General features: G+C 33.8%; 26 protein-coding genes and 1 tRNA gene. 14 read left to right on the forward strand and 13 right to left on the reverse strand.

Annotation, left to right across the window (positions count from 1 at the left end):
- Positions 1-6: 6 nt before the first annotated feature.
- From dnaG to C5F50_RS10015, 4 genes are all read right to left on the reverse strand, one after another.
- Positions 7-1149 (reverse strand): DNA primase DnaG, encoded by a 1143-nt coding sequence (dnaG, locus tag C5F50_RS10000; protein ID WP_179371199.1) that lies wholly within the window; start codon positions 1147-1149, stop codon positions 7-9.
- Between the two features lie 157 nt (positions 1150-1306).
- A complete protein-coding gene (gene erpA, locus C5F50_RS10005) occupies positions 1307-1657 on the reverse strand; it encodes an iron-sulfur cluster insertion protein ErpA (protein ID WP_179371200.1) in 351 nt (116 codons plus the stop codon).
- Positions 1658-1749: 92 nt separating this feature from the next.
- Positions 1750-2355, reverse strand: a complete 606-nt coding sequence (locus C5F50_RS10010; protein ID WP_425340056.1) for a hypothetical protein — start codon at positions 2353-2355, stop codon at positions 1750-1752.
- Positions 2356-2382: 27 nt separating this feature from the next.
- The gene (locus C5F50_RS10015; protein ID WP_179371202.1) at positions 2383-2724 is read right to left on the reverse strand and encodes a helix-turn-helix domain-containing protein; all 342 of its coding nucleotides are present in this window, start codon (positions 2722-2724) and stop codon (positions 2383-2385) included.
- Between the two features lie 386 nt (positions 2725-3110).
- Between C5F50_RS10015 and C5F50_RS13415 the strand changes: the two genes are divergently transcribed.
- Together C5F50_RS13415 and C5F50_RS10025 are read left to right on the forward strand one after the other, a co-directional pair.
- A complete protein-coding gene (locus C5F50_RS13415; RefSeq protein WP_425340057.1) occupies positions 3111-3242 on the forward strand; it encodes a multicopper oxidase domain-containing protein in 132 nt (43 codons plus the stop codon).
- 114 nt (positions 3243-3356) lie between these two features.
- Positions 3357-3881: a cupredoxin domain-containing protein gene (locus C5F50_RS10025; protein ID WP_179371203.1), complete on the forward strand. Its 525-nt coding sequence runs from the start codon at positions 3357-3359 to the stop codon at positions 3879-3881.
- Positions 3882-3943: 62 nt separating this feature from the next.
- Here the strand turns inward: C5F50_RS10025 and C5F50_RS10030 are convergent, their stop codons facing one another.
- The 3 genes from C5F50_RS10030 to C5F50_RS10040 are packed head-to-tail and all read right to left on the reverse strand — an operon-like array spanning position 3944 to position 7584.
- Positions 3944-4705 (reverse strand): enoyl-CoA hydratase/isomerase family protein, encoded by a 762-nt coding sequence (locus C5F50_RS10030; RefSeq protein ID WP_179371204.1) that lies wholly within the window; start codon positions 4703-4705, stop codon positions 3944-3946.
- A gap of 35 nt (positions 4706-4740) precedes the next feature.
- Positions 4741-6858, reverse strand: coding sequence for a 3-hydroxypropionate--CoA ligase (locus tag C5F50_RS10035; protein WP_179371205.1), 2118 nt, complete (start codon positions 6856-6858; stop codon positions 4741-4743).
- Positions 6859-6900: 42 nt separating this feature from the next.
- Entirely contained in the window at positions 6901-7584 is a 684-nt protein-coding gene (locus C5F50_RS10040; protein WP_179371206.1) for a type 1 glutamine amidotransferase, read from the reverse strand.
- Between the two features lie 50 nt (positions 7585-7634).
- Between C5F50_RS10040 and C5F50_RS10045 the strand changes: the two genes are divergently transcribed.
- Complete coding sequence (locus C5F50_RS10045) at positions 7635-8012, forward strand: toprim domain-containing protein (protein WP_179371207.1); 378 nt, start codon at positions 7635-7637, stop codon at positions 8010-8012.
- 2 nt (positions 8013-8014) lie between these two features.
- Here C5F50_RS10045 and C5F50_RS10050 read toward each other — a convergent pair whose 3' ends face one another.
- The gene (locus C5F50_RS10050; protein WP_179371208.1) at positions 8015-9289 is read right to left on the reverse strand and encodes a Glu/Leu/Phe/Val family dehydrogenase; all 1275 of its coding nucleotides are present in this window, start codon (positions 9287-9289) and stop codon (positions 8015-8017) included.
- 69 nt (positions 9290-9358) lie between these two features.
- Positions 9359-9742 carry an ArsR/SmtB family transcription factor gene (locus C5F50_RS10055; protein WP_179371209.1) on the reverse strand — a complete coding sequence of 128 codons (384 nt, stop codon included), beginning with the start codon at positions 9740-9742 and terminating at the stop codon, positions 9359-9361.
- A gap of 106 nt (positions 9743-9848) precedes the next feature.
- Between C5F50_RS10055 and C5F50_RS10060 the strand changes: the two genes are divergently transcribed.
- From C5F50_RS10060 to C5F50_RS10070, 3 genes are read left to right on the forward strand one after another with little or no spacing between them, the layout of a single operon-like run.
- Complete coding sequence (locus C5F50_RS10060; protein ID WP_179371210.1) at positions 9849-10574, forward strand: archaeal proteasome endopeptidase complex subunit alpha; 726 nt, start codon at positions 9849-9851, stop codon at positions 10572-10574.
- A gap of 50 nt (positions 10575-10624) precedes the next feature.
- The gene (locus tag C5F50_RS10065; protein ID WP_179371211.1) at positions 10625-11314 is read left to right on the forward strand and encodes a class I SAM-dependent methyltransferase; all 690 of its coding nucleotides are present in this window, start codon (positions 10625-10627) and stop codon (positions 11312-11314) included.
- Positions 11311-12465, forward strand: a complete 1155-nt coding sequence (locus tag C5F50_RS10070) for an MFS transporter (RefSeq protein WP_179371212.1) — start codon at positions 11311-11313, stop codon at positions 12463-12465. The genes C5F50_RS10065 and C5F50_RS10070 overlap by 4 nt, the downstream gene beginning before the upstream one ends.
- Here the strand turns inward: C5F50_RS10070 and C5F50_RS10075 are convergent.
- Positions 12462-12776 (reverse strand): P-II family nitrogen regulator, encoded by a 315-nt coding sequence (locus C5F50_RS10075; protein ID WP_179371213.1) that lies wholly within the window; start codon positions 12774-12776, stop codon positions 12462-12464. The two genes, C5F50_RS10070 and C5F50_RS10075, sit on opposite strands and share 4 nt — an antisense overlap.
- 130 nt (positions 12777-12906) lie before the next feature.
- Here C5F50_RS10075 and C5F50_RS10080 point away from each other — a divergent pair, with 130 nt between their 5' ends.
- A complete protein-coding gene (locus tag C5F50_RS10080) occupies positions 12907-13251 on the forward strand; it encodes a Sec-independent protein translocase subunit TatA/TatB (protein WP_179371214.1) in 345 nt (114 codons plus the stop codon).
- Here the strand turns inward: C5F50_RS10080 and C5F50_RS10085 are convergent, their stop codons facing one another.
- A complete protein-coding gene (locus C5F50_RS10085; RefSeq protein ID WP_179371215.1) occupies positions 13252-14028 on the reverse strand; it encodes a DNA-methyltransferase in 777 nt (258 codons plus the stop codon).
- Between the two features lie 95 nt (positions 14029-14123).
- On the opposite strand from C5F50_RS10085, the gene C5F50_RS10090 reads away from it, so the two are divergent.
- The 5 genes from C5F50_RS10090 (at position 14124) to C5F50_RS10110 (ending at position 19703) form a co-directional block, all read left to right on the forward strand.
- Positions 14124-16634 (forward strand): DEAD/DEAH box helicase, encoded by a 2511-nt coding sequence (locus C5F50_RS10090; RefSeq protein ID WP_179371216.1) that lies wholly within the window; start codon positions 14124-14126, stop codon positions 16632-16634.
- A gap of 42 nt (positions 16635-16676) precedes the next feature.
- Positions 16677-17507: an SDR family oxidoreductase gene (locus C5F50_RS10095; protein WP_179371217.1), complete on the forward strand. Its 831-nt coding sequence runs from the start codon at positions 16677-16679 to the stop codon at positions 17505-17507.
- Positions 17508-17580: 73 nt separating this feature from the next.
- Positions 17581-19242, forward strand: coding sequence for a DNA topoisomerase I (locus C5F50_RS10100; protein WP_179371218.1), 1662 nt, complete (start codon positions 17581-17583; stop codon positions 19240-19242).
- Between the two features lie 73 nt (positions 19243-19315).
- Positions 19316-19430 (forward strand) — tRNA-Met (locus C5F50_RS10105).
- A 45-nt stretch (positions 19431-19475) separates the two neighbouring features.
- Positions 19476-19703 (forward strand): hypothetical protein, encoded by a 228-nt coding sequence (locus tag C5F50_RS10110; protein WP_179371219.1) that lies wholly within the window; start codon positions 19476-19478, stop codon positions 19701-19703.
- Positions 19704-19995: 292 nt separating this feature from the next.
- On the opposite strand, the gene C5F50_RS13100 is transcribed toward C5F50_RS10110, so the two are convergent.
- The gene (locus C5F50_RS13100) at positions 19996-20811 is read right to left on the reverse strand and encodes a CFI-box-CTERM domain-containing protein (RefSeq protein ID WP_246282033.1); all 816 of its coding nucleotides are present in this window, start codon (positions 20809-20811) and stop codon (positions 19996-19998) included.
- A 147-nt stretch (positions 20812-20958) separates the two neighbouring features.
- Here C5F50_RS13100 and C5F50_RS10120 point away from each other — a divergent pair, with 147 nt between their 5' ends.
- Together C5F50_RS10120 and C5F50_RS10125 are read left to right on the forward strand one after the other, a co-directional pair.
- A complete protein-coding gene (locus tag C5F50_RS10120; RefSeq protein ID WP_179371220.1) occupies positions 20959-21357 on the forward strand; it encodes a hypothetical protein in 399 nt (132 codons plus the stop codon).
- A gap of 9 nt (positions 21358-21366) precedes the next feature.
- A complete protein-coding gene (locus C5F50_RS10125; protein WP_179371221.1) occupies positions 21367-21507 on the forward strand; it encodes a hypothetical protein in 141 nt (46 codons plus the stop codon).
- Between the two features lie 18 nt (positions 21508-21525).
- On the opposite strand, the gene C5F50_RS10130 is transcribed toward C5F50_RS10125, so the two are convergent.
- On the reverse strand, positions 21526-24852 hold the full coding sequence (locus C5F50_RS10130; RefSeq protein WP_179371222.1) for a FecR family protein: 3327 nt from the start codon (positions 24850-24852) through the stop codon (positions 21526-21528).
- Positions 24853-24903 lie beyond the last annotated feature (51 nt).

Raw genomic sequence — 24903 nt, forward strand, 5'->3', positions numbered from 1 at the left:
AGTTCCCTAAGATACGCCTAAATCACTGAATGTTTTTAGTGTCATTCCATCAGAGGTGGAAAGTTTAGCAACTCTGTGACCAACAACACATTCAACACCTGCATTTTTGGCACCTTCCAAAAGCCTCTGAGTAATTATTCCATCTAGTAGAAGATATTTGATTCCAGATTGTGATGATAGTTTGTTTACTACTTCACTGATTGGAACTTTGAAAACTTCATTTTGATCACCGTCTAACGCAACTGCTTCAAGAGTTTCATTCAGATTTGGAAAAACCTTTGATGCGACATCTGCAAGAGGTTTATCGTCTTCACTTTTGAGAGCAGGGGTTGGTTTTCCAGATTTAATTTCATCGGCAATTGGTCTTAGAATTTCATCAATTCTTTGTGGAGTTAGTTCTTCAACTTCAACACCAGTATCTGCTTGTAATTCATAATCTAAAGTAACAACAGATTTGAGTTCTTTGAGAATAAATCCGCCTGATCTATCTCCATCAAGGAATGCAACTACCGTGTCTTTATTATTACATAGCTCTTTTATGGACTCATCAATTTTTGCACCTTCAATTGCCAAAACATTATCATATCCTGCTCTTAGAAGATTGATTACATCTGCCCTCCCTTCTACTAGAATTACCCAATTAGAATCAAAGACGCCAGAACTACATGTTAATTTTGATGGTCCATAAGTTGCTAGTTTTCCAGCATCGCCCTGATGAACATCATTTAGCATTGTTTCTCCTTCGCTAACAGTTTTAGTAGCCCATTTTTGCTTGATTTCTTTTGCACGTCTTACAATATCATCTTTCTTTGCAGCTCGTACATCATCAATGGCTTCTAATCTAAATTTACAATCAAACGGTCCTACTTTGTCAATGCTTTCTATTCCTGCAGCAATTAATGCACATGTATCAATATCAGTGCTCATTGGGATCAAGGCATCACCTGCAGTAGTGTTTGCAGTAGATTTTGTATTAACTTCAATACGTCCTACTTTAGAAACTCGTTGCAGTTCATTCAGATTCATCTCTGGGCCTAACAGTCCTTCTGTTTGGCCAAAGATGGCTCCGATTATATCTGCTCTTTCAACGAGCCCATCAACTTCATAGGAAAGTTTAACATGATATTTGACAATTCCTGATTGAGGCATAAATTATTCATCTCCTTTATTATCATAATTTTGGTTTCTACCTTCGATATATGAGGGTATCGCAAAAAAATTGTAGCAAGATATGAAATTTTTCAAGAAATAGATTGGCATAGTAAACCGCTAAGAAAATCTAAAAATGAAAAATAATGATAGTTGTTTATTCAGTACTAAATGAGTGACCACATGAACAGGATTTTGTAACGTTTGGATTATTGATTTTAAATCCAGAACCCATTAGACTTTCAATATAGTCTACGTTTGCACCTTGTAGATGGTCAACACTGTAACTGTCAACTAGGAGTTTTACTCCATTTTCTTCCATGATGATGTCATCTTCTTCTGGTGTCTTTTCAAAGCCCATTCCATAAGATAGACCAGAACAGCCGCCACCTTGAACATATACTCGAAGATATTCAGGTGATTCTGCTTCTTCTTTCATGAATTCTTTGATCTTTTCAGCTGCTTTTGCACTAACTGTGATCATCTTTTGTGTTTGCTCAGTTGCCATTATAAATAAAAAAGCCGCCTCAAATTATAATAAGCTTTTCCCACCCAACACACTAGTAATTCAGGAATTAATCAGGTTTTTTCCATATTTCTCTAAGGATCTGTATGATAATCATGTTCATCAAAATCAGAACCTAAAGAGACAGACAAAATTACCGTTGTCTCAGTTGTTTGAAATCGCAATTCTTTCTCAGGCAAGAAATTTCTAAAAACATGAGTTAGTAGTTGTTCTGTAAATACGGACCATTTTATTCCCAACTCATGTTGAATTAAAAATATGTGCATGTCACCCTCAACTCTATGATCAGAATTCATTCCAGATGCTCGCATGTAATCTTCAAGTGTTTCGATACATCTTTTCAAATCATATCCTCCTTTGATAAATAGGACAGTATCTTTAATCACAGGAAACATCAAAGTAATTATTTCATCAATATCTTTTTCATCTAACTCTGTTCCTAAAGATTCCAAGATACCTTTTGGAACTGGAATCATTCCAATTTTACTGGAAAATCTATCCCATTGAATATACTTTTCAAGAATTTGTCTGACCAATACATTTTGAGATATTCCTTTCTGGGTTGACTCGGTTTCTAATTCAGTTACAAGTTTTTCTGGAAGTCTATATGTAATACTTCTTGTAGATTCCTTTTTTGCTGTGTGAATTTGTCGTTTTGATGTTAAGTTTTTTTCCAAAATTTTTGCCTCAACAAAAATTCTAGAAAATTAATCCGCACGGGATGTGTTTGGAATTAGTTCAACTACTGTAATTTCCAAATCACACTTTAGAGAAATGGATTTTACCTTACTTTTGTATAGAAAATACTTTTTCCCATCCTGATTTATTGAACCTGAAATTGCTAGTAATTTTGCATCATATAGAGTTTGTAACCTTCTATACACAGTACTGATTGGAATCTGTTTTTCATTAGAAATTTCCATGGCAGATTTTGGTTTTTCTAAAGTATTATGTAGAATTTGTTTACAATATTTATCAGCAAGTATTTCTAAAATGACCTGCTTTCTTTCATCATCTACTATTTTTTGAGATTGAATTAATTCTTGCATACATTAAAAAAATAGAAATTGAATATAACAAATTTGATTGCACTGCAAGACAGTGTATTATACCAACAAAACGATAAAAAATTACAATGTAATCAGAAATTACCAAAATGGAAAATTTTACTTACTAAGATTATAGTTCTAGTGAACATAATCATTCTTCAAAATCCTAATCAGAGAAATACTTGTTTTAGTTTAATGGGATGTGATTTTGGTTTGATTTATGAGTAAAAATTTGGTCTGGTCGGAATTCTGATTCTACTTGCATTATTAATTAGAGTATCAGGCAGTATTCAGATTTTTCCAGATCTAAGTATTCAAAAAGAAACAAACTCTGATAAGTAACCACAAATTGTTCAAGCAGAGGAACAAACATTCAGGGCACTACAATACCATTAGTACAGGGCGCACTTGAAACATTTGTTGTAACTCCGGACAAGCCAGCAATGTGGTTGTATCACAGTCATGTCGTAAGTCATGCAGATGCAGAGATGATAGGACTATTCACAATAGAAGAATAACTCGATATTTTTTCATATTAAACTATAAAAATTATGGTGTTTTAATGTCAAAAAGTAAAAATCACACCTGAAAATTTACACAGTTACTTAAAATATATTAAAACAATTTTAGATATGGAATATCTTCCAAAAAAAACAATTATTCCAATTATGGTGTTTTCAATTTTACTGGTTTCATCATCAGTAAATATTGCAAATGCCGAATCAGTTCCAGAATGGGTAAAAAATACAGCTTTGTGGTATGGTGAAGGAATTATCTCAGAACAAGAATTTCTAAACATGGTTAAATTTTTGATTGAAAATGAGGTCATTACTATTGAAAGTGTAAATTCAGAATCATCCAAAATTCTACAAGCATCAGTAACAATTCCTAACGGAAACTCAGACATAGCAAGTATTGGATTTTACTTGCCACTAAATCTAGAAATTTCTAAAGGCACATCAGTTACATGGGTTAATGACGACTCGGTTCTACATAACATTCAAAGTCTAGATGCATCTGGAAATGTAATTGACTGGTTTAACAGTTCTCCATTGAATACGGGAGATAAATTTGAATTTACTTTTGAGGAGTCTGGAGTATACAAATATTATTGTTCATTCCATCCATGGAGAATTGGCTTAGTTACCGTAAAGTAGAGTAGAAAAAACTCTAACTCTATTTTTTAAATTAAATAAAATAAGAAGGAAATTGGAAATAACTATTTCTTTGACTTGTTAACAAATGCCGTCATGCGTTCTTCTCTATCAGGATGAGTGAAACAATTTCTCCAAGCAAGAAGTTCAACTGCAAGACCAGTGTCAAGATCTGCATTTCGTCCTTTGTTAATTGCAACTTTAGACATTTGAACACCCATTGTAGAGTTTCCAGCTATTTGTTGTGCCATTTTCAAAGATTCTTCTTGTAATGATGCAAGAGGAACTACTTGATTTACAAGACCAATTTCTTTTGCCTCATCTGCTTTGACCATTTTACCTGTGTAAACAAGTTCTTTTGCTTTTGCTATTCCCACAATTCTCATCAATCTTTGAGTCCCGCCCCATCCAGGAGGGATTCCAATTGTTACTTCTGGTTGGCCCAACTTTGCAGTATCTGCAGCTATTCTAATATCACAAGACATTGCAAGTTCACAACCTCCACCTAAAGCAAAACCATTGATTGCAGCAATAGTTGGTTGTTTTACCAGTTCAACAGTTGAAGTTACAAGTTGACCAGTTTTTGCATAATCAACGGATTCATCGGCAGATATTTTTGACATGTATTCAATATCTGCACCAGCAGAAAATGCCTTTTCTCCCTCACCAGTCAAGATGATAACTTTGACATCATCATCATGATTGAGTTCTTCAAAAGTTTTGATTAGTTCTTTTGCAACATCTATGTTCATAGCATTAAGTTTGTCAGGTCGGTTAATTTTGACAGTACAAATGCCATCAGAAGTAGATGTGGTAACTAGTGACATGTGATTTGCCAAGTAATGTGAAACTTAAATGTTATCTATTTTTTTAGTTGTTTTCCCCATTGGGCCAATGCAGCTGCAGCTGCAACCCAAGTTCGAAGATCTTGGTAAACTGGAACATTATGTTTCTCAATCAGTTTTATCATTTTTTCAGTATATGGACCACCATTACCTCCAGCGAGAATTGGTTTCTTCTTTTTCTTTGAGAGTTCATCTAGATAACCAACAATTGTTTCTTCAAGTGGATCATCTTGGAAGACAAACCATGGCATTGCAATGTCAATATTCTTTTCATCAAGGAATTGCTGAATGACAAATCTATAGTCATCTGCAGTTGCACCACCACCAACATCTGCAGGATTACCATTATGAATAGGAACAGTTGGTGGAAAACGGGCCTTTATTTTTTTGAGAATAGGTGGAGATAACTTACCTATTGTGAGACCTAATCTTTCTAATTGATCAATTCCACCAATCATCGGACCAGCCCCATTACTAGTCATGGCAACACGATTACCCTTTGCAGTAGGTTGCCATGCAAGTGCCTTTAAGACTCCAACTAGTTCTTGATAACTATCAACTGAAATAATTCCTGCTTGTTTGAAGGCACCCATAATCATTGCATTTGAGCCTCCAAGTGAACCCGTATGGGATGCAGCTTGTTTTGCACCTGCAGCAGTTCTCCCACTCTTCCAAATGACGATTGGTTTTTTCTTCTCTTTCATTACACGTTTGGCAGTATTGATGAATTTTCTGCCATCACCAAATCCTTCAACATATAATCCAATTACTTTTGTTTGAGGATCATTTGCAGCATACCATATCATGTCTGCCTCATCAACATCAGAACGATTACCAAAACTAATCATCTTAGATAAACCAAACACATCAGCACTTTCCAACATACTGATTCCCATGGTTCCGCTTTGTGAGAAAAATGCAACATTTCCTAATTTTGAACGTACCATTCTTGCTTGTCCTTGGAATGCGCAATCAAGACGATTTGCAGCATTGAACATTCCAATACAATTAGGACCAACTACACGGATTTTGTGTTTTAGAGACAATTCTTTTACTTCAGCTTCCATTGCAGCTCTGTCACCACCAAGCTCTTTACCGCCACCTGAAACGATTACAACATTATGAATTCCTTTCTTTGCACATGTTTTCATAATTGGACCACATGCTGAAAGATCAATACAGACAACAACCAGATCAACTTTTGCAGGTATTTCTTCTAATGATGGATAGCATTTGATTCCAAGAATTGATTTTTGTTTAGGATTAATTGGATATACTTTACCTTTGTAATCTTGTTTTCCAAGTGCATCTAATACAGAATTACCGATCTTGCCAGGTGTTGCAGATGCACCAACAAGTGCAACTGACTTTGGAGTAAAGAATGACTCCATTGAGGCAATGTTTGGTTTTGCTTTTGAGATTGAATTCTTTTTTAATTTATCATTAAGAATAATTTTTGCATCAACTACAAAGTGTGATTTTGGATAAACGACTACTGGATTAAAGTCAATACTGTTAATGTAATCGGCATTTTCTACACCTAATTTTCCAATATCTACTAACATTTTTGCTACCATGTTAAGATCAATTGGTTCACTTCCTCTGAAACCTTTGAGAAGTTTGGAACCTTTGAGTTCGTTTAACATTGATTTTGCATCAAAAGTAGAAATTGGTAACATTCTAAATGCAACATCTTTGAAGACCTCAGTCATCACTCCACCTAATCCAGCCATAATCATTGGGCCAAATTGTGGATCATTTTGAATACCTACAATTAGTTCAACACCTTTTGGAACCATTTTTTCCAAAAGAATTCCTTTAACATCGACACCTTTCTTTTTAGAAAGACGGCCATACATGTCATTGAATGTCTTTTTGACATCATTGACATTATCAATTCCAACTTTAACTCCACCAACATCAGTCTTGTGTAAAATTTGTGGAGATACAACTTTCATTACCAGAGGAAAACCAATTTTTTTTGCTTGCTTTACTGCATCGTCTGCAGAAGTGGCAAGTGCATAAGGTGGAACTTTTACACCATAACTTTTGAGAATATTTTTTGATAATTCTTCTGTGATGACTTTGTGATCGGTTTTGATTGTATCTTCAAAAATTTTCTTCACGGCAGTCATCGTTCGATCGATGGAATCAAATCTAAGTATATTAAACTTTGGTCAAAGGTTGAATGACGTTTTGAAATTGCTGTAAAAATCTCTCATATTTGATTTTACAGTTGAAATATTTTTAGCAATATCTAAGCGAATTTTTTTTGGATCGACATATGAGATTTTTTGTAATTTTTTCTCCGTATTGTCGAGCCACAAGTTAACCATCTCCTCATTTACCTCCAAATGAAATTGTAACCCGATTGCACTTTTGTACTGAAATGCCTGATTAAGATAATGCTCAGATGAGGCTAATCTAATAGCATCTTTAGGTAAATCAAAGGTATCACCATGCCAATGAAATACAGTGAATGGATTTTTGAAACCAGAAAAAAATGAAGAGTCATCTGAGATTTTCAAGTCATTGTAAAATCCAATTTCTTTTTTAGGTCCCGTATACACTTTAGCACCAAAAGTTTTTGCAATTAGTTGAGAACCCAAGCATATTCCTAAAACAGGAATGTTTTCTTCCACGTAATTTTTGATAAGTTTCTGCTCTGCCTTAAGATATGGTAAATCATCATTTGCGCTTTCAGGAGCACCTAAAATTATAGCTAGGGAAAATTTTTTCTCAGGAAGTTCTTCATGTTTTGCATTAACTGAGGCAATATCAAACCCATCTTTTTTGAGGAGTTCGCCTAGGTATCCCGAACCTTCAATTCTAGTATTTTGTATTAGTAAAACATCAGACATTATTTTCTATTTGCCAAAAGCGCTTAATATGTTAAAACAACTTACATAGTATGCTAGTTTCCGAACAAGAAATTACAGAGTTGAAGAATTTTGTTTTTCAATTAAACTCAAAGAAAGATAGCATAGTTGTTGTTGAAGGAAAAAGAGATTGCAATGCATTAAGAAAACTAGGTTATTCTGGAAAAGTTTTAGAATTTCACAAATTTAAAGGAATGATAGACTTTACAGATTATGCTGCAAAGTTTGAAAACATCATAATACTCTTTGACAGAGACAAAAAAGGAAGGCATCTCACTGGGAAAACAATTCAATTATTACAAAGAAGAACAAATGTCGATCTTTCTTATAAAAGAAAACTCAGATTGATTACAAAAGGTAAGATCATGTTTATTGAACAACTAGTTTGTTACGAATCTTTTCTGGTTTAAGATTAAGGCCAAATACCTTTTTGGTTAAATGCCTCTACAACTCTTTCAACTGCCAAAGCCATAGTAGCCTTTCTCATGTCAACTTTATGTTTCTTTGACATTTCATAAGCATCTTTGAATCCTTTAGTGATATTTTGTTCCATCTTATTTGCAACCTCATCAAATGTCCAATAGTAGCCCATGTTATTTTGAACCCATTCAAGGTATGAAATACACACACCACCAGAGTTTGCCAAAATATCGGGAATAACTAAAATTTTCTTTTGATAGATAATTGGATCTGCTTCAGGCAATGTTGGACCATTTGCAGCTTCTGCAACAATTTTACATTTGAGATTCTTTGCAATCTTTGCATTGATTTGATTTTCAAGTGCACCTGGAACTAGAATATCACATTTTGTAGTAAGTAATTCTTCAGTTGTGATTTTTTTGCTTCCAGGAAACCCAACAACAGAACCATGTTTTTGTTTATACTCTATGATTTTACTAACCTTGGCACTTCCTGGAATGGATATAGAACCTTTAGAGTCACTAACACCAATTATTTTTGCACCCATTTTTTCAAGATATTCACCTGCAAATGTTGATGCATTTCCAAATCCTTGTAAAACAACTTTAGCACCTTTTAGATTTAGTTTAATTGCTTTTGCAGCTTCCCTTACACAATATGCTGCACCTAAACCAGTGGCAACATTCCTTGCAAGAGAACCCCCCATAGAGAGAGGTTTTCCAGTAATGACTCCTGGAGAAGATATGTTACCAGTTAGTTTACTATAAGTGTCCATGATTTGTGTCATTTCTTTTCCAGTTGTGTAAACATCAGGAGCTGGAATATCTTTTCCAGGTCCAATTACTTCAAATATTTTGAATGCAAATCCTCTTGTTAGTCGTTCTAGTTCGCCTTCACTAATTTTTTCAGTTTTAGGATTAACATAGATACCGCCTTTTCCTCCACCTAATGGAATATCAACAATGGCACATTTCCAAGTCATCCAAGATGAAAGTGCCATAACTTCACGTTCCATGTATTCAACTCCACCTTCTGGGTTAAAGTAACGGATACCTCCTTTGTATGGACCTCTGTCATTATTGTGCTGACTTCTAAAACCTGTGAAAATTCTAATTTTTCCATTATCCATCTTTACTGGAATTTTTACTCTCAAAACTCTGTTTGGCATTGCAAGATATTCACGCAATCCTTGATCTTTAATTCCAAGAAGATCACACGCATCATTGACTTGCTTGGTTGCATTTACAAAAGGATCATTTTTGACCAAGATGATTTTTACAATTTAATCATATTATATTAAGTTTCATTCGAAATTTCAGATCGCTAAATGATAAAATTACATGTATACTTTTTTCTGATTCATTTTTCTATCTAGCTTGTCTATTGCTTCCTCTAAAGTATGAATATTTAGTTCAAGGAAGTTTGAGAGATGAAAAATTGCACCATATTTTTCACCAATTTTTGAAACCAAATTATTGTTCTCAAGTACTTTCATATGATGTTGAACTGCCTTGTAATCAAGATCAAGTGTTTGTGCTAATTGATGTGTATTGTATGGCTTATCAAGCAGATGTATGATTATTCGTAATCGAGTGAATCCCCCCCTGGTGCTTGTAAATAAGTAAAGCAGTAATTTTCGGGTCTGCTTATCAGGTTTTCTTTGTTGAGAAACTTGTCTTGATCTAATAATTTCTTTGAATTCTAGGAGTTGATTTGTCATCTACTAAAAGTATAGTGAATTTTGCTTAAAACCCTATTTCCAGATCTTTTCCACATTCAAGCAAGACAATTACCCTTAAATTGACTTAGGATGAACTCGTGATAACATGATGGCATCACGTGGTTACGATATGACTCCAACCATGTATTCTCCAGATGGTAGAATTTACCAAGTAGAGTATGCAATTGAGACTGTAAAAAGAGGCACTATAGCAATCGGTATTATCAGTAAAGAAGGAGTTATTTTAGCAGTAGAGGAAAAACCACGTCCATTACAAACAAAAAACATTACGCAGAAAATTTTTCAGGTAGATTATCATATTGGAGTTGCAGCGGCCGGATACATCCCAGATGCACGTGTTCAAGTAGATAGTGCAAGATTCTTTTCACAGGGAAACAGAATGACCTATGATGAGTCAGTTGAAGTCGCAACAGTTGCCAAACATTTAGCTGATCAAGCACATCAATTTACACAGTATGGCGGAGTACGTCCAAATGGAGTTTCAATGATTATTGCAGGAATTGATCAGAAAGGGGAATCAATCTATGTAACAGATCCAAGTGGAACTTATTTACAATATTCAGCAGTTGCAATTGGTGCAGGTGCAGAAGATGTCAATGAATTTTTGGAAAAATTCTACAAGGAAGACATGAGTTTGGAGGATGCAGCTTCATTAGCTATTGCAGCAATTAATTTAAAGTCAGATCAAAAAGACGGTGCAAACAATGTAAAAATGGCAAAGATAACAGCAGAGTCAAAAGTTTTTGAGAAAATTTCTGAATCAGACTTGGAAAATTATTCTAAAAACACATCAAAGTTTGATACTCAATAAAAGTTTTAGATTTGAAAACTATTCAACATAGTATACTGAGACGATAAATTATGGGTTTAGGAAGTTATTGGGGCGAAGTAATGGAAGTACTTCGGGAAATCATTCCAGTTTATGACAAAGTAAATTCTATCATTTCGTTAGGAAAAGATGTTGAACATAGAAATCGCGGAATAACAGGCAGAGTGCTTCCGGGAAATAAGATTCTTGATGCAGGTTCTGGTTTTGGCAACATGTCAAAGACTGCTTTGAAATTAACTGACGGTAAAATTTCAATTACACTTTATGATCCTCTTGTTCCCATGTTAAAAAATACAGGCAGTCATTTTGATAAATCACCAGATATGGCAAATGGAGTTTTTGAGCACATTCCATTTAGAGATGAAGAATTTGATGCTGTTTTGTGCGGATATTCATTAAGAGATGCAATCAATTTGAGAATTGCAATTTCTGAAATTCACAGAGTGTTAAAAAAAGAGGGAAGGTTTGTAATTGTAGATTTAGGAAAACCAGATGAGGCTTTCATCAGAGCAGGAGTTTCATTTTATCTTAGATGTGTTCTACCAATTCTTGCATTTATCGCAGGAGGAAGATTAGGATTAAAGTTTGGAACTTTATACGGAACATTCAAGAGATGGCCTGCAAACAAAAAGCTTGAAGGATTATTACTAGAAAAATTTTCCAGAGTTGAATTTGAGAAAGATCTTATGGGCGGGGCAATAATGGTTGCCGCATACAAATGAACAGAGTTCTGATACTAGTCAACATCACAGGTCTAATCATTGGGATTTCATATGGACTGCATGGTCCAATCTTACCAGTATTTGCAAAGAACATCATTGGTGCAACATATTCAGAGCTTGGATTAATCGGATTAACAAATTTCATTCCCTACATGTTCATCCCATTGTTTGTTGGAATTCTTCTTGACAGAATTAACAATGGGTATTTGCTTGCATTAGGGGCTGCTATCAATTCTGCATCCATTTATCTTCTATCAATTGCACAATCAGTTCCAGAAATTATGGGGTTTAGGATAATGACAGGAATAGCTCACGCATTTTTTTGGCCACCGTGTGAGTCTATAATATCTAATGAAAGTACTGAGAAAAATAGAGTCAGAAATATCTCTTGGTTTACAATGTTTTTTGTGATTGGATTTATGGTAGGGCCCTTACTTGGAACAGTATTCCTAGAGGGTTTAGACATAACATATAGAATTCTATTCCAAATTGCAGCATTTATTCTGGCTGCTGGAATAATTACTTCACTTGTAGCCTCAAGAAAAAGTGTCAGAAATCATCATGAGGGATTTTCCTTTTCATCAATTAAGGAGATGAGAAAATTTCCCGAAGTCATAATATTGTTGATTTTTTGTACATCCTCATTTGGAATAATTCTGACGATTTATCCTGCATTTCTAAATGACAAAGGTATGACAGCAGCAGACATCTTGTTGTTGTATTTTGTTTTTGGAATATCACGAGTTGCATCTCTATCTCTTGTAGGAAAGTTTGCAAGAAATACAAGTCAAACTCTGATTGCCGGAACAATTGCAGTTTCAATGGGATTAGCAATATCAATTTTTGCAGATTCAATCATTACTTTCGGTATTGCATTAGTTTTGATGGGATTTGGATTCAGTATTTTCTTCCCACTTACGTTGGAAATAGTTTTGAGTAAGACTAGAAAAGGAATTTCAGGAAAAATGATTGGGGCGTATGAAACAATTTTTGGAATGGGTTGGGCAATAGGACCAACTATTGGTGGCCCAATATCGCAATCATTTGGAAATGAAACACCATATGTCTTATTTTGTATAATAGGAATCGGAGTTGCAGTATTTGCAATAATATCTAGAAATAAACTAGAACCACAAAGAGTTCTAAATTAGATAGAGGTGGTTCCACGTTTTTTGGAGCAGATATCAAGTGCATCATCAACTGGAGTGACAAAGACTTTACCATCACCTTTAGTTCCAGTGCATGCAGCATTTGCAATTGCATCTAAAATTTCATCAACTTTAGGATCGTCTACAACACAGATGATCATATCTCGACTAAAGTATTGTCCAACAAGAGGAGGATCTTGTGAGCCTTGTCCTTGAACTTGATGAATAGTTACACCGCCAACACCAATTTTTTTGATTGCAGCAACAACTGCATCTTTTGCACTGGATTGAACGATAGCTTCAATTTTTTTCATAAAAGTCAACGGTTATGAATTTATTTAAATCAATAAGTGCTTCTCATGTATGATATTCAATGAGAAGATCTGATTTCTAGGCATAAATCTTCAACATTACGTTTAATTTCAAATTTCAGCATATCAGAATATGCTAGAACATTCACTAAATGTAGGGGGAAGTGAATGGTTAATCATAATTTTTGTGGCACTTGTGTTGATTTTGGGAACGGGTAAACTTCCAGGAGCTGCAAGAAAACTAGGAAAAGCAGTAAATGAATACAACAAGGCAAAAAATGAAATCCAAGATCATATGAAAGAGGTTACTGAAGAGTCACCAAAAATCTCAGGACCTGTAGAAACAGAAAGAGAAAAGTTAGAAATGATTGCAAGATCCGCAGGAGTTAAAGTAGAAGGTAAGACAGATGAAGAACTCAGAAAAAGCATCTCAGACAAAATAGGTCAAAAAAGAATTGATGAACCAGAAAAGAAATAATTAATTTGATTTTTTAATTCGGTACATGTTTTTATCAAGTCGTTTTTTTGCAAATTTGTAGTAATCAGGAACAATTTCAAAACCTAGAAAACATCGATTAAGAGATTTACTTACTACTGCAACTTGTCCTGAGCCAAGGAATGGATCAAACACAATATCTTTTTTTTCACTAGAGTATTCCAATAATTTTTTGATTAACTCAGAAGGAAGCTTAGTAGGAGTTTTTTCATCGCCAGTCCAGTATTCTCTTTTGATATCCCACACATCTTCTTTGTCTTTATAATGAAGACTTCGTCCATCTTTTGTTTTATCATCTTTTTGAAATCTGGTAAATGGAAAAAATTTTCGTTTCTTATCATCTTTGCAGACATAAAGACAGTGGTAGTGAGAGGTAACGAATTTTTTTTTCGTGACCACACCAAATTGATATTTCCAGATTATGTGATTTATGGTGGTAAATCCAACATCATCTAATGCCCGTAGAATATCTTTAAGATTATTCCATCCAGAAAAAACATACATGCTTCCAGAATCTTTTAAAATTCGAAAGACCTCGCTCATCCATGCAAATGTAAAATCATAGTAATCTTCAGGTTTGATTTCATTGTAACCCGATAATACTCTGGATGAAGTTCTGTTGTAATTTGCTTTTTTTGCCTTAAAATTTATGGCAAACGGAGGATCAGTAATTACAAGATCAATCTTATTTTTAGGAATTAAATTCATTCCTTCAATACAGTTCAGATTGTAAATTTTGTTAATTTCAATTTTTTTCATTTTTAAATTCAAGACTATTTTCTAGCTTAATAATGTCATGGATCTTTAGTTATGATTAAACAATAAATCACCAAGTAAGAGCAATCAAGTAGATCTTGAAATTCTCATGTCCAAAATGCAAATCAAAGATAGAGATACAAAAAACATTTAACAAAAAAATGCATGTTTCTTGTGAAAAATGCGGCATAGAAGATCTACTAGAATTTTCAAAAAACATTGATGAGGTATTTCTTGAATTTCTCTCTCGTTTTGATCAGGGTTTAGTTACTAGCGTTGGACTATCAGAAGGGCTAAAGGAGGAAGGAATCATCAGAGCAGAAAATGAAATCAAGGAGATGATAGGAAATAACAAGCCAGATAAAATTACTGAAGAAATTTTATTTTCAAAGAAAGACTATATTTCACAATACAAAGTTTTGAAGAATCCTGAGCCTGAAATGGGCTCCAAAATTGAAGAAATGGGATTGGATGAATCTATCACTGAACATCTCAAAGAATTAAAGATTGAACAATTTTACAAATTTCAAGAAGAGGCAATTCAAGAAATAACATTTAGAGAAAATGTTGTTATTGAGGCACCTACTGCATCTGGGAAAACAGAAGCATTTTTGATTCCAGTAATTCAAAGAATCAAAAAGGAAGCAAATGAGGGAAATGTCTTTGCTATTTTTGTTTACCCAACAAAAGCTTTAGCACGAGATCAATTCCCAAAAATTCAAAAATTTGCAGAAAAGATTGGAGTCAATGTCAAAGTTTTTGATGGAGATACCAAAGTTCCAGAGAGAAGAGACATTATTGATGAGCCTCCTCAGATTTTAGTTACAAATTTTGATGTACTACATTACCATATGTGGCATCAGACAAAATTTTCATCGTTATTGTCTTCCACTAAAATTCTAATTGTAGATGAAGCACATGTGTATTCTGGGATTTTTGGATCTAATGTACATTACATCATTAAAAGACTCAAAAGAATTTGCAGTAACAAAATACAATTTGTTGCAGCATCAGCCACATTAGATGATGGAAAAAAATTCTGCGAGCTATTGTTTGGAGAGAAAATGCAAATCATTTACGGTTCTGGAAAAAAAGGCCAAACAGATTTTGTAATGCTATTTCCATCACTTAGAACTCAAAGAAAACTCATGGTAGAACTGGTAAAGAAATTGACAGAAAAAAATCACAAGACCATGGTGTTTAACAACTCTCATCTAAACTCAGAGCTTTTAGCAATACAAGCAAAAAAGCAAAAAGTCAACATCAAAGTTCATCGGGCAGGATTAATGACAAACTATAGAACTGCAGTAGAGAGGCAATTCAAAGAGGACAAATTACAAGCTATTTCTTGTACCCCCACGCTTGAATTAGGCATAGATGTAGGGAATGTTGATTGTGTCATATCATCTACTATTCCAGTGAATAGACTAATCCAAAGAATCGGAAGGGCTGCAAGAAAAGGGCAAAGAGGATATGCATTTTTGGCATTGGGAAATGATCCGATATCTCAATACTATAAAAATCACCCTGATGATTATTTTGAAGATATTGAAAAAACATACATAGATCCAAAGAATCCATTTGTTGAAGAATTTCAAGTATTGGCAATGGCATGCGATAGACCAATATCTAAACATGAATTAAAAGAACACCAAGAAATTATTGAGCACCACATTATCAAAGAAAATCTGAAAATATTTAACAGCAGAGTTGTTCCCAATTTCGATAAAATAAATTCCATGTTAAATGAATACAGCATAAGAGGAATAGGTAAATCCATTGACATCTTCCTATCAGATAGAAAAGTTGGAGACAGAGTGCTACCAATCGCATTAGAAGAATTACATAAAGATGCAATCTATTTTTTGGCAGGTATTCGTTACAGGGTAAAAGAATTTGATTATCCTAAAAAAAATATTGCAAGACTGGAAAGAATTTCAAGAGACTACCCATATTATACAAAATCACTTACAGAAGAATGGCCAACAGTTGAAACCGTTTTTGAGAAAAGGATTGCAAATGGAGTAGAAGTTGCATTTTGTAAATTACATATTCAAAAGAAAGTTTACGGATATGTCAACATTGAGTTAGGACAAGAAATTACTCAAGGGGAAAAAGTGATGTTAGATGCACCATTGGAGTACGATTTTGTAACCAAAGGAATTGTCTTTCATGCACCAAGGCCTCTCAAAGTTATAGAAAAAGCAGAAGATGAAGACTATGCAGAAGCCAGTGGATATCATGCGACAGAACACGTTGTAATTGAAGGAAGCAACATGATAACAGGAGGAGTTTCTCAAGATTTGGGCGGAATATCACTAGGCACCTCAGGCTTGATTTTCATCTATGATGGAGCTATTGGTGGAAGCGGTGCCAGTAAAGCATTGTACGACAGATTTGAAAAAGCACTTGAGAGAAGCATGCATATCGTAAAAGAATGTCCATGCACAAATGAGTCAGGATGCCCACGATGTACATTCTCATATAGATGTGGAAACAACAATGAATTTCTTCACAAATATTCAGCATTAGAAATTCTTGAGAGAATTAACAAAGGAGAAAAAACAGAATTGGTAGACCCTACTGAAGGAGACAGGCCATTAGTATAACAAATCAAAATGGGATAAATAGACCAAAAATCTAGCAATAATATGGAAAAAGTAGCTCTTGTTACAGGTAGTTCTTCAGGTATTGGGTTAGAAACAGTATTAGCACTTGCAAGAGACGGATACAAAACTTTTGCAAGTATGAGAGATACAAAAAAAGCAGTCGAATTAGAGCAAGCTGCAAAAAAGGAAAAACTTTCAATTGAAATTATAGAATTAGATGTCGACAAAGAAAAATCAATAGTTTCTGCAATAAAGAAAATAATTTCAGATTGCGGAAGAATAGATGTTCTAGTAAATAATGCAGGATATGGTCAATTTGGATGTACAGAAGATGTTTTAGTTGATGATTTTAGAAAACAGTTTGAAACTAATTTCTTTAGCATTGTAAGAATAATTCAAGAAGTTGCCCCAATAATGAGAAAGCAAAAGTCAGGAAATATCATAAACATTAGTTCAGTTGCAGGAAGAATGGGTCTGCCAGGATCTCCGGCATACATCAGTTCAAAATTTGCACTTGAAGGACTAGGTGAATGTCTACGATATGAACTTGGGCAGTTTGGAATAAAGACTACTTTAATTGAACCAGGAGTGATCAAAACAAACTTTTTTGAATCAATGAAGATTCCAGATTCGAAGAAGGATCCCAAATACAAAGAGCTCACTGATCACATTCTTTCAGGATTAAAGATGATGGTACAAATGGGAACACCGCCATCGGAAGTTGCCAAAGTAATAATAAAAGCAATTCATGACGATGAGATGCTGCCAAGATACATTGTAGGAACTGATGCGGCAATGTTTATGGAAGCAAAAAAGATAAAAACAGACTTAGAATTTGAGAAATATCTGAGTAAAGAGCTATTTCCAGGCTGAAATAGCACACGTTAAATTGATATACACATAGAATAGAGTTTTTGTCAAAGTCCTCAATTTTAAAGTGAAAAGAATGAAATGGAAAACGCTACAACATAATGGAATCTTATTCCCTCCTGAATATGAGGCTCAAGGTATTACAATCAAGATCAAAGGCGAAAAGGTACCGCTAGATCTTAACCAAGAAGAAATGGTATACCAGTGGGCAAAAAAGAAAGACACGCCATATGTTCAAGACAAAGTTTTTCAAAAAAACTTTACAGCAGATTTTTCTAAAACTCTAGATTCAAAATTTAAAAAAACATCATATGAAGACATTGATTTTTCAAACGCGTACAAAGTAGTTGACAAAGAAAAAGATCTTAAAGAGATGATGACAAAGGAAGAGAAAAAATCACTTGCCGCCAAAAGAAAAGAGCTACGAGAAAAATTGAAAGCAAAGTATGGAATTGCCATCATGGATGGAAAGGAAGTTGAAGTTGGAAATTACATGGCAGAACCGCCTGGAATCTTCATTGGAAGAGGGGAACATCCACTAAGAGGAAGATGGAAGCCTAGAGTGACTGCAAAAGATGTCACGCTAAATCTTGGTAAAGAAGCCAAAGTACCTGAAGGCAATTGGGGCAAAATTATTCATGATAAGGACTCTATGTGGCTAGCAAGTTGGATGGATTTTCTCACACAAAAAAGAAAATACGTATGGCTTGCAGATACTGCGGGATTAAAACAAGACAGAGATAAGGAAAAGTACGAAAAAGCTGTAAAGCTTGCAAAAGAGATTGACAAAATCAAAGATAGAATTGTAAAAGACATGAAGAGCAAGGATCCAAAAATCAGCAGAATTGCAACGGCTTGTTATTTGATTTATAGAACCGCAATGAGAGTAGGAGACGAAAAAGATCCAGATGAGGCAGATACTGTAGGTGCCACAACCCTTAGAAAAGAACACATCAAAATATCTGGAAATGCTATTGAATTTGATTTTCTAGGTAAAGACAGTGTTAGATGGCAAGAGACAGTAGTGGCAGAAGGACATGATAAACAATTTCAAGAAAATCTAAAGAAATTAGTTGAAAAGAAAAAACCAAAAGACGAGATTTTTGATGACATTACCTCAAGACATGTCAATGCATATTATTCCAGTATCGTAAAGGGTCTAACTGCAAAGGTATTCAGAACATACTTGGCAACAACAGTTGTCAAAAAATATCTTGTAGAGCATGACAACATGAAAGGAAAAACAGCAACTGAGAAACTATACCATGCAAAATTGGCAAACCTTGAGGCAGCTATGATGTGTAATCATAAAAGAACAATTCCAAAGACATTTGAGCAATCATTGGAAAAGAAACGAGATACTCTCAAAAAAGTAGAGAAAGATGAATCTTGGAAGAAGGCCCAAGAGACGCTTAAAAAAGTAGAGACATCTCAACCAAAGACAGATACACAGAAGAAGAACAAAGAAAAACGAATCAAGACACTAAATGAACAAATCAAAAAACAAAAGAAGAAACACAAAGAAAGATTACAGAAATTAGAATTACAAATTGACTTGTCTGAAAAAACTAAAGATTATAACATTGGAACGTCATTAAGGAACTACATTGATCCTCGTGTATTCAAGGCATGGACAGATGAAGTAGGTGCTGAATGGGAGAAATTGTACACATCTGCATTACAAAAGAAATTCCTCTGGGTTAAAAATGAAAATGTAAAGTGGATTGATTTAAAGTAAAAATATTCATTTAACAATTAATTGCACATATTTTAGAATCATTTAATTTCCCAAATTTTTAGGCATATAGTATGCCGGGGTAGCTCAGCCTGGTTAGAGTGCCAGTTCGCTTGGTAATCTCTAACGGTTCTCCAACTAAGGCAATACTCATAATCTGGAGGTCGCGAGTTCGAAACTCGCCCCCGGCACACATAACTTAGTTTACTCCCCCTCCCCGACCTACTGTATAGTCATTGAGTACTAGGCACGAATCAAGACATAGAATTGACATTCACAATTACAGATCAAGGATGAAGCAAATCAATGACCAGATTCAAAGAGAACTATCATCTGAGAATAGATTTGATTACATTTCAAATCAAAATTTGGAAAATCTTACTACAGTATCAAATTCATTTTTACAGCAAGTAAGAGAAGATATCAAAGAAAAAATTCAGAGAACCATATTGCAATTCATATAATACAGATTTCCATTCTTCATTCTATCCTGATACTTTTTTGGATGCCTACATTAAAGGACTACTAGTTGAGTCTGAATATGCCTAAAACTATCAAATGGGCATCGCATCTTTAGTTTGATACCGCAATGGAGTTTTAGATGCTTCATTGTTTCCCTCGGCGGGATTTGTAAAAGTAGTTTGACACCCTTATGATTTTAGCCTAGAATAGATCCAAAATGTATCATAGGTTCAACTCCACGGGGATTCACCTAAACCATTTTGGGGACAGAAATGGACGCAGATGAGAATGAATTTAGAATTCCTTTTTAATGCCAACAATCACACTAGTTGGAATTCCTACATACATTCCTACATTCAATAGAATCAAACTAATTCCATATCCCAATACTTCAGATTCTGAATCCATATCAACATAATTTAGAATTGACAATGAACTAATCATTGGAGTAATTGCAACTTTTACCATTTCTTTGAATACTGGATTTTCACGCTCATAATCTGCAATTACAGGACTAAATGAATAGTAGAAATCATTGAATGTGTTTATAAAAGAAGTTCCTGATTCTGTGTTTAGTAATGAGTTGTCTCTGAGTTCTCTTAGTTGTTGTACTTGTGGTGCTAATTCAGAACCGTATGTTGCAGTAGCAATAAGACAACCTCCTCCTGATTCTTCAAATTCACATTTACCTGTTTGATGATTGTAGGCCCCATTGGGAGGACAAGAAAATTCAGGTACTATTTCTGAAGAAATTAAATTTGCGACAATTTTTACATCACCAAAAGTACAATCACCTTCAACTGTAAATGATTCAGAGGAAGTCATTGTTCCACTCGGATAACATTCACCTCCAGAAAACTGTAATTCCAAATTCACATTCCCATCATCAACAATACTGCCTAACATGTAAGGACTATCATCTTTGATCATTCCGTCATTTACTTCAAATGAAACAGTTTGTTGTTCTGGAGCTCGTTGTTTATCATCATATTCTTCAAAGAAAATTGTTGCTTCATAAAATCCGTCATAGATAGTACTTCTAGAAATTTCACTTTGAGCAAAAGCAGACGAAAAAATACAGGTAAATAAAATCACAATAAGGTATTTCATAAATTTATAAAGTCATTTTTTGATTAAATGTTTTTTGGTGATCATCGTCTTTATTACAAGTTAAAAAAATCATTGTCCAGATTTTTGATTGATTTTAAGTGATTAGATTTTCATATGATTTATCTTAAAGTAAGAGAAAGCAAAAAAATGGTTTTTGATTTATTTGATAAGAAGATAGATCGTTACATCATAAAGATAAATTATCAAAACTATGGACATGGAAAAATTTTTGATGGTAATGACAATCTTTTAGGAAATATAATGCCAGGAACAGAACCAAATGCAAACCATCTATTAGTACAACTTTCAAATAGTGAATCTGTTTTACATATTAAAAAAAGTGGGCATGCTTTAGATAGAGAACTTCACATTGAGGATAAGAATGAAGAGACATTAGGAAAAATTAAAGGAAATAGATCTGAGATGTTTGTAGTATTTTTTGAGATTGAAACTATTGGAAAAATTATTGTAAAAATTGATGTTAAACAAAACCAATGTCTAATTAAAAACAATAAAGAACCAATTGCAATGGTTTCAATGCAATAAGGAACATTTTTGCAATGGACTCTAACTGATGATGAAAAGACTATTGTTTTAGAGGTGAAGGATCTTTGGGCAGATAGGCAATTATTACTTGGGTTAGTAATTGGCATGGATAGAATAATTCAAGGCACGTTTCATCATGGGGGAGATTAATTTTAAATTTTTCAAATACTAATCAATTTTGATTGAATCTAAAATTTGATCAAATACAGATGAATAATTATCAAAAATTTTCAAATCAGTTCCAATATCAAAATGAATAATTCTGTCGTTATCCAAAATCAAAATGCTACGTGATTTCATTATTTCAAAAGTTTCAGGATTGTTCCATTCATACTCGATAATAAAAGCATCATGTCCATCAACTTGAAATTCTTTTTCAATATTAATTAACGATATATTTCCCGAATCAACTTCTTGTTGCATATAGTCTCTAAAATAAGAAATTTCATCACTCCAAGTATATCCTGGTTCTATGTACAAACTTTTCAATGTCATTGCTGGAATTAAATCCCAATTTTGGGGACTAAGTGCCAAAATTTTACGATTTTGTATATCATCATAACTAAAACAAGTCCAATCTCCAGGATATGTCACTGTAATTCCTAATGCAGATTCATAACAAACTTGGTCAATAATAGATTCTTGTTTAGGAATATTTTCTTCTAAACTATCCTCATTAGATACTCCAACTATGCCATTTTTTACCAAAAATTCAATTGCATTAAGATATTCATCTTCTGAGATTTGCCCACTTGCCCACCACTGGGTCTGAGTTTTTACCCAATCAGGAATTTTTTCATTTGTGCTTTTTGCCGATTGTTCTGGAACTGAAATGATGTTTTCTTTAATCAAGTAAGATAAACCATTTTTGAAATCAGACTCACCAATTTGACCATCTGTCCACCACTTTGCATTGTTTTTTACCCAATCAGGTACTTTTTGCCTTTCTTTTTGTACTGGTACATCAAATTTGGGTTGTTTTTTATCAATAATCTTATCTTCTGACTTTATTTTTTCTTTAATTATATTTTCAACGTTATCAAAATTCCGAGACATTCCACCATTTACAGAATTCCAATCTTCTTTCAAGAGCGGTATTGTAGATAATTCTCCATTTTGATATATCGTGATTGTTTTTGCATAAATTATTTTTTTAGTTTCAGGAGTAGTTATAGAAACAGAACCGTCATTTAGTAACAATGTAGAAGTTTTCGTATTTGAGTTGTGATCTAAAATTAATTCAGTTCCCCTTACAGTGACTGCAAATCCTTCGGGAGTTGTAATTGTACAAAAGAATTTTCCATCTCTGAATGTTACATCAGCTCCTTTTTCTTTACATTTTGCAATATTATGAACAAGTTTTATTTTTCCTGTAATTAATTCAATTACTGATTTAGATTTTTTTATTTTGACTTCTGATTTTGGTGCGATTTTTAATTCTTCAATTTTATCAAGATCTTGTAATTCAACATGTTTTGTTTCAGTAATGATGGTTACATCTTTTTTTAGATCATAATCAAATGTTTCATGTACAATTAAATTGTCATCTGAATCTAAAATTGAAGCATCTTCAATGTATTTTATTGTTAATCCTGAGTGTTTATCTACTCCTGTTTTTGGAATTATTGGTTCGGATTCATCAATTGTTGGATTATCTATATTGGGTTGTTGGTTATTTGTTTGTGATTCAACGTTTGCTTGAATAAAAACAAAGTCATCTTTGCAACTATCAGTAAAACCAACATGTATTCTATCTATGTTTGATGGGATGGATTTTACTATTGCTCCTGAAAAAATACCTGTTGACTTTCCTGTTTCCATGATTTCATGTGATGTGAATTCCTTTGCAAATCCAGTATCTTTCTCAATAGTTGAAAATGTTACTTTTATGGAATCAATTGAATTTTTATTTTTATTTTCATTTGGTGCAACAGCAGTTACAAAAATTTTATCAGAAAGAGAATAGGATTTTTTGTCTAATTGTATTCTACTATCTATATTCTTGCAAACAAACGGTTCAGATATTTTTGGAATTTGAATTACATTAGGAGAAAATGAGGAATTATTATTTCCAGAACACTTGTCTGAGGATACTACTGTGACTGTCACCGAATCAAGACTAGACCGAAAAGAACCGGATTTTGGTGAAACAGTAAACGATACTCGATAGTCCCCCAAAGGAGTATTACAGGTTGTCGATATCCAAGAATTTACAGTAGTAAAATGACCTTGTTCTGGTTGATTCCATTCTTTAAGCGAACTACCTGATTTTACTTCAGAAGTAAAAAATTGTGTTGAGCTTATAGTAAGAAGCGGCGGATTTCCTTTAATTGTTGACACCTTTACCGGGACTTTACTTTTCTCACCTTGTTTGACAGTAAGAAAAAAAGGAACATCCACTTTGAAATCATAAATATCTATAGATTTTGGGATATCAATACACACTACACCAGGAGGACAACTTTTTCCGATATCAGAGCTACTACTTGTTCCTGTTCCAGAAGATGCTGCTTTAGTTAATTTTGCATTCCAGTTTGAAGAGCCTTGTGAAAAGGACATTGATTTTGAAATAGTGGCTCCTTTAGAGTGAGAAACGCTAATAGATTCAGCAAAATTAAACGGATTGGATACATAATCAAATCCACCAGACTCAAAAGTATTTTTTCCACAATCAATTGGGACCTGGATAGATTTTGGGGAGACATTGTATGGTGTAAAATATAATTTTCCGTTACTGTCAATCCCTCCTTTAACATCAAATGATGTGGTAATAGATTTTTGTTGTGTGCATTTAAAACCTGGACTAGATATTGCTTTTGCAGAAACGCTTACTGCACCATCACCCTTTCCAAGTTTTATTTTTCCAGAATTTATTTCATAATAAATCTCAGCATATTGAGAATAGCTAAATTTCCCATTTTTTGAATTTCCAGAAATTTCGATTATTCCACTATTAGATTTTGTGGCAATTTTTTTTGCCACAGTGTTTCCAGTATTCTGATTTGACGTCCTTGGTTCTGAACATTTTGGATCAGATGGAGAAGAAATATGTGATCCATCACCATTAAAATTTCCACTAGCAGTTGCTAAAGTTTTTCCATTATGAGTAGAAGATGCAACATATGTTCCAGAGAAATACCAATTGCTTCCAGCTTTACTTCCACTACCTTTGTCATCAATGAATCTGTCAGGAGGGTTTATCGCAGACATTCTACCAGTAGTTGTTGTTACTACATTTCCACATGGATCTTTAAATGAAATATTTACACTGTGGATTTCTGGATCATTGACTGTTCCCCAAATTCCCAGATCAGCACCTTTCTTCAGATCAGATGTAATGTGAAGTGTATTATCCACCCACCAAACTGTTCCTGCTCTTCCAGGATAAGCGGCTTCTGCCCAATCACCATGAGTAGCATTTGCAATTTCAAATGATGAAAAACCAATAGTCATTAAACAAACTATAATAATTGCAATAACAACAGTGGGCATCATATTCTCATATTGTTTTAGAAGGTAATAAAATGATCAAGGATTTCGTGTCTA

Source organism: Nitrosopumilus ureiphilus, assembly GCF_013407185.1.
GTDB lineage: Archaea > Thermoproteota > Nitrososphaeria > Nitrososphaerales > Nitrosopumilaceae > Nitrosopumilus > Nitrosopumilus ureiphilus.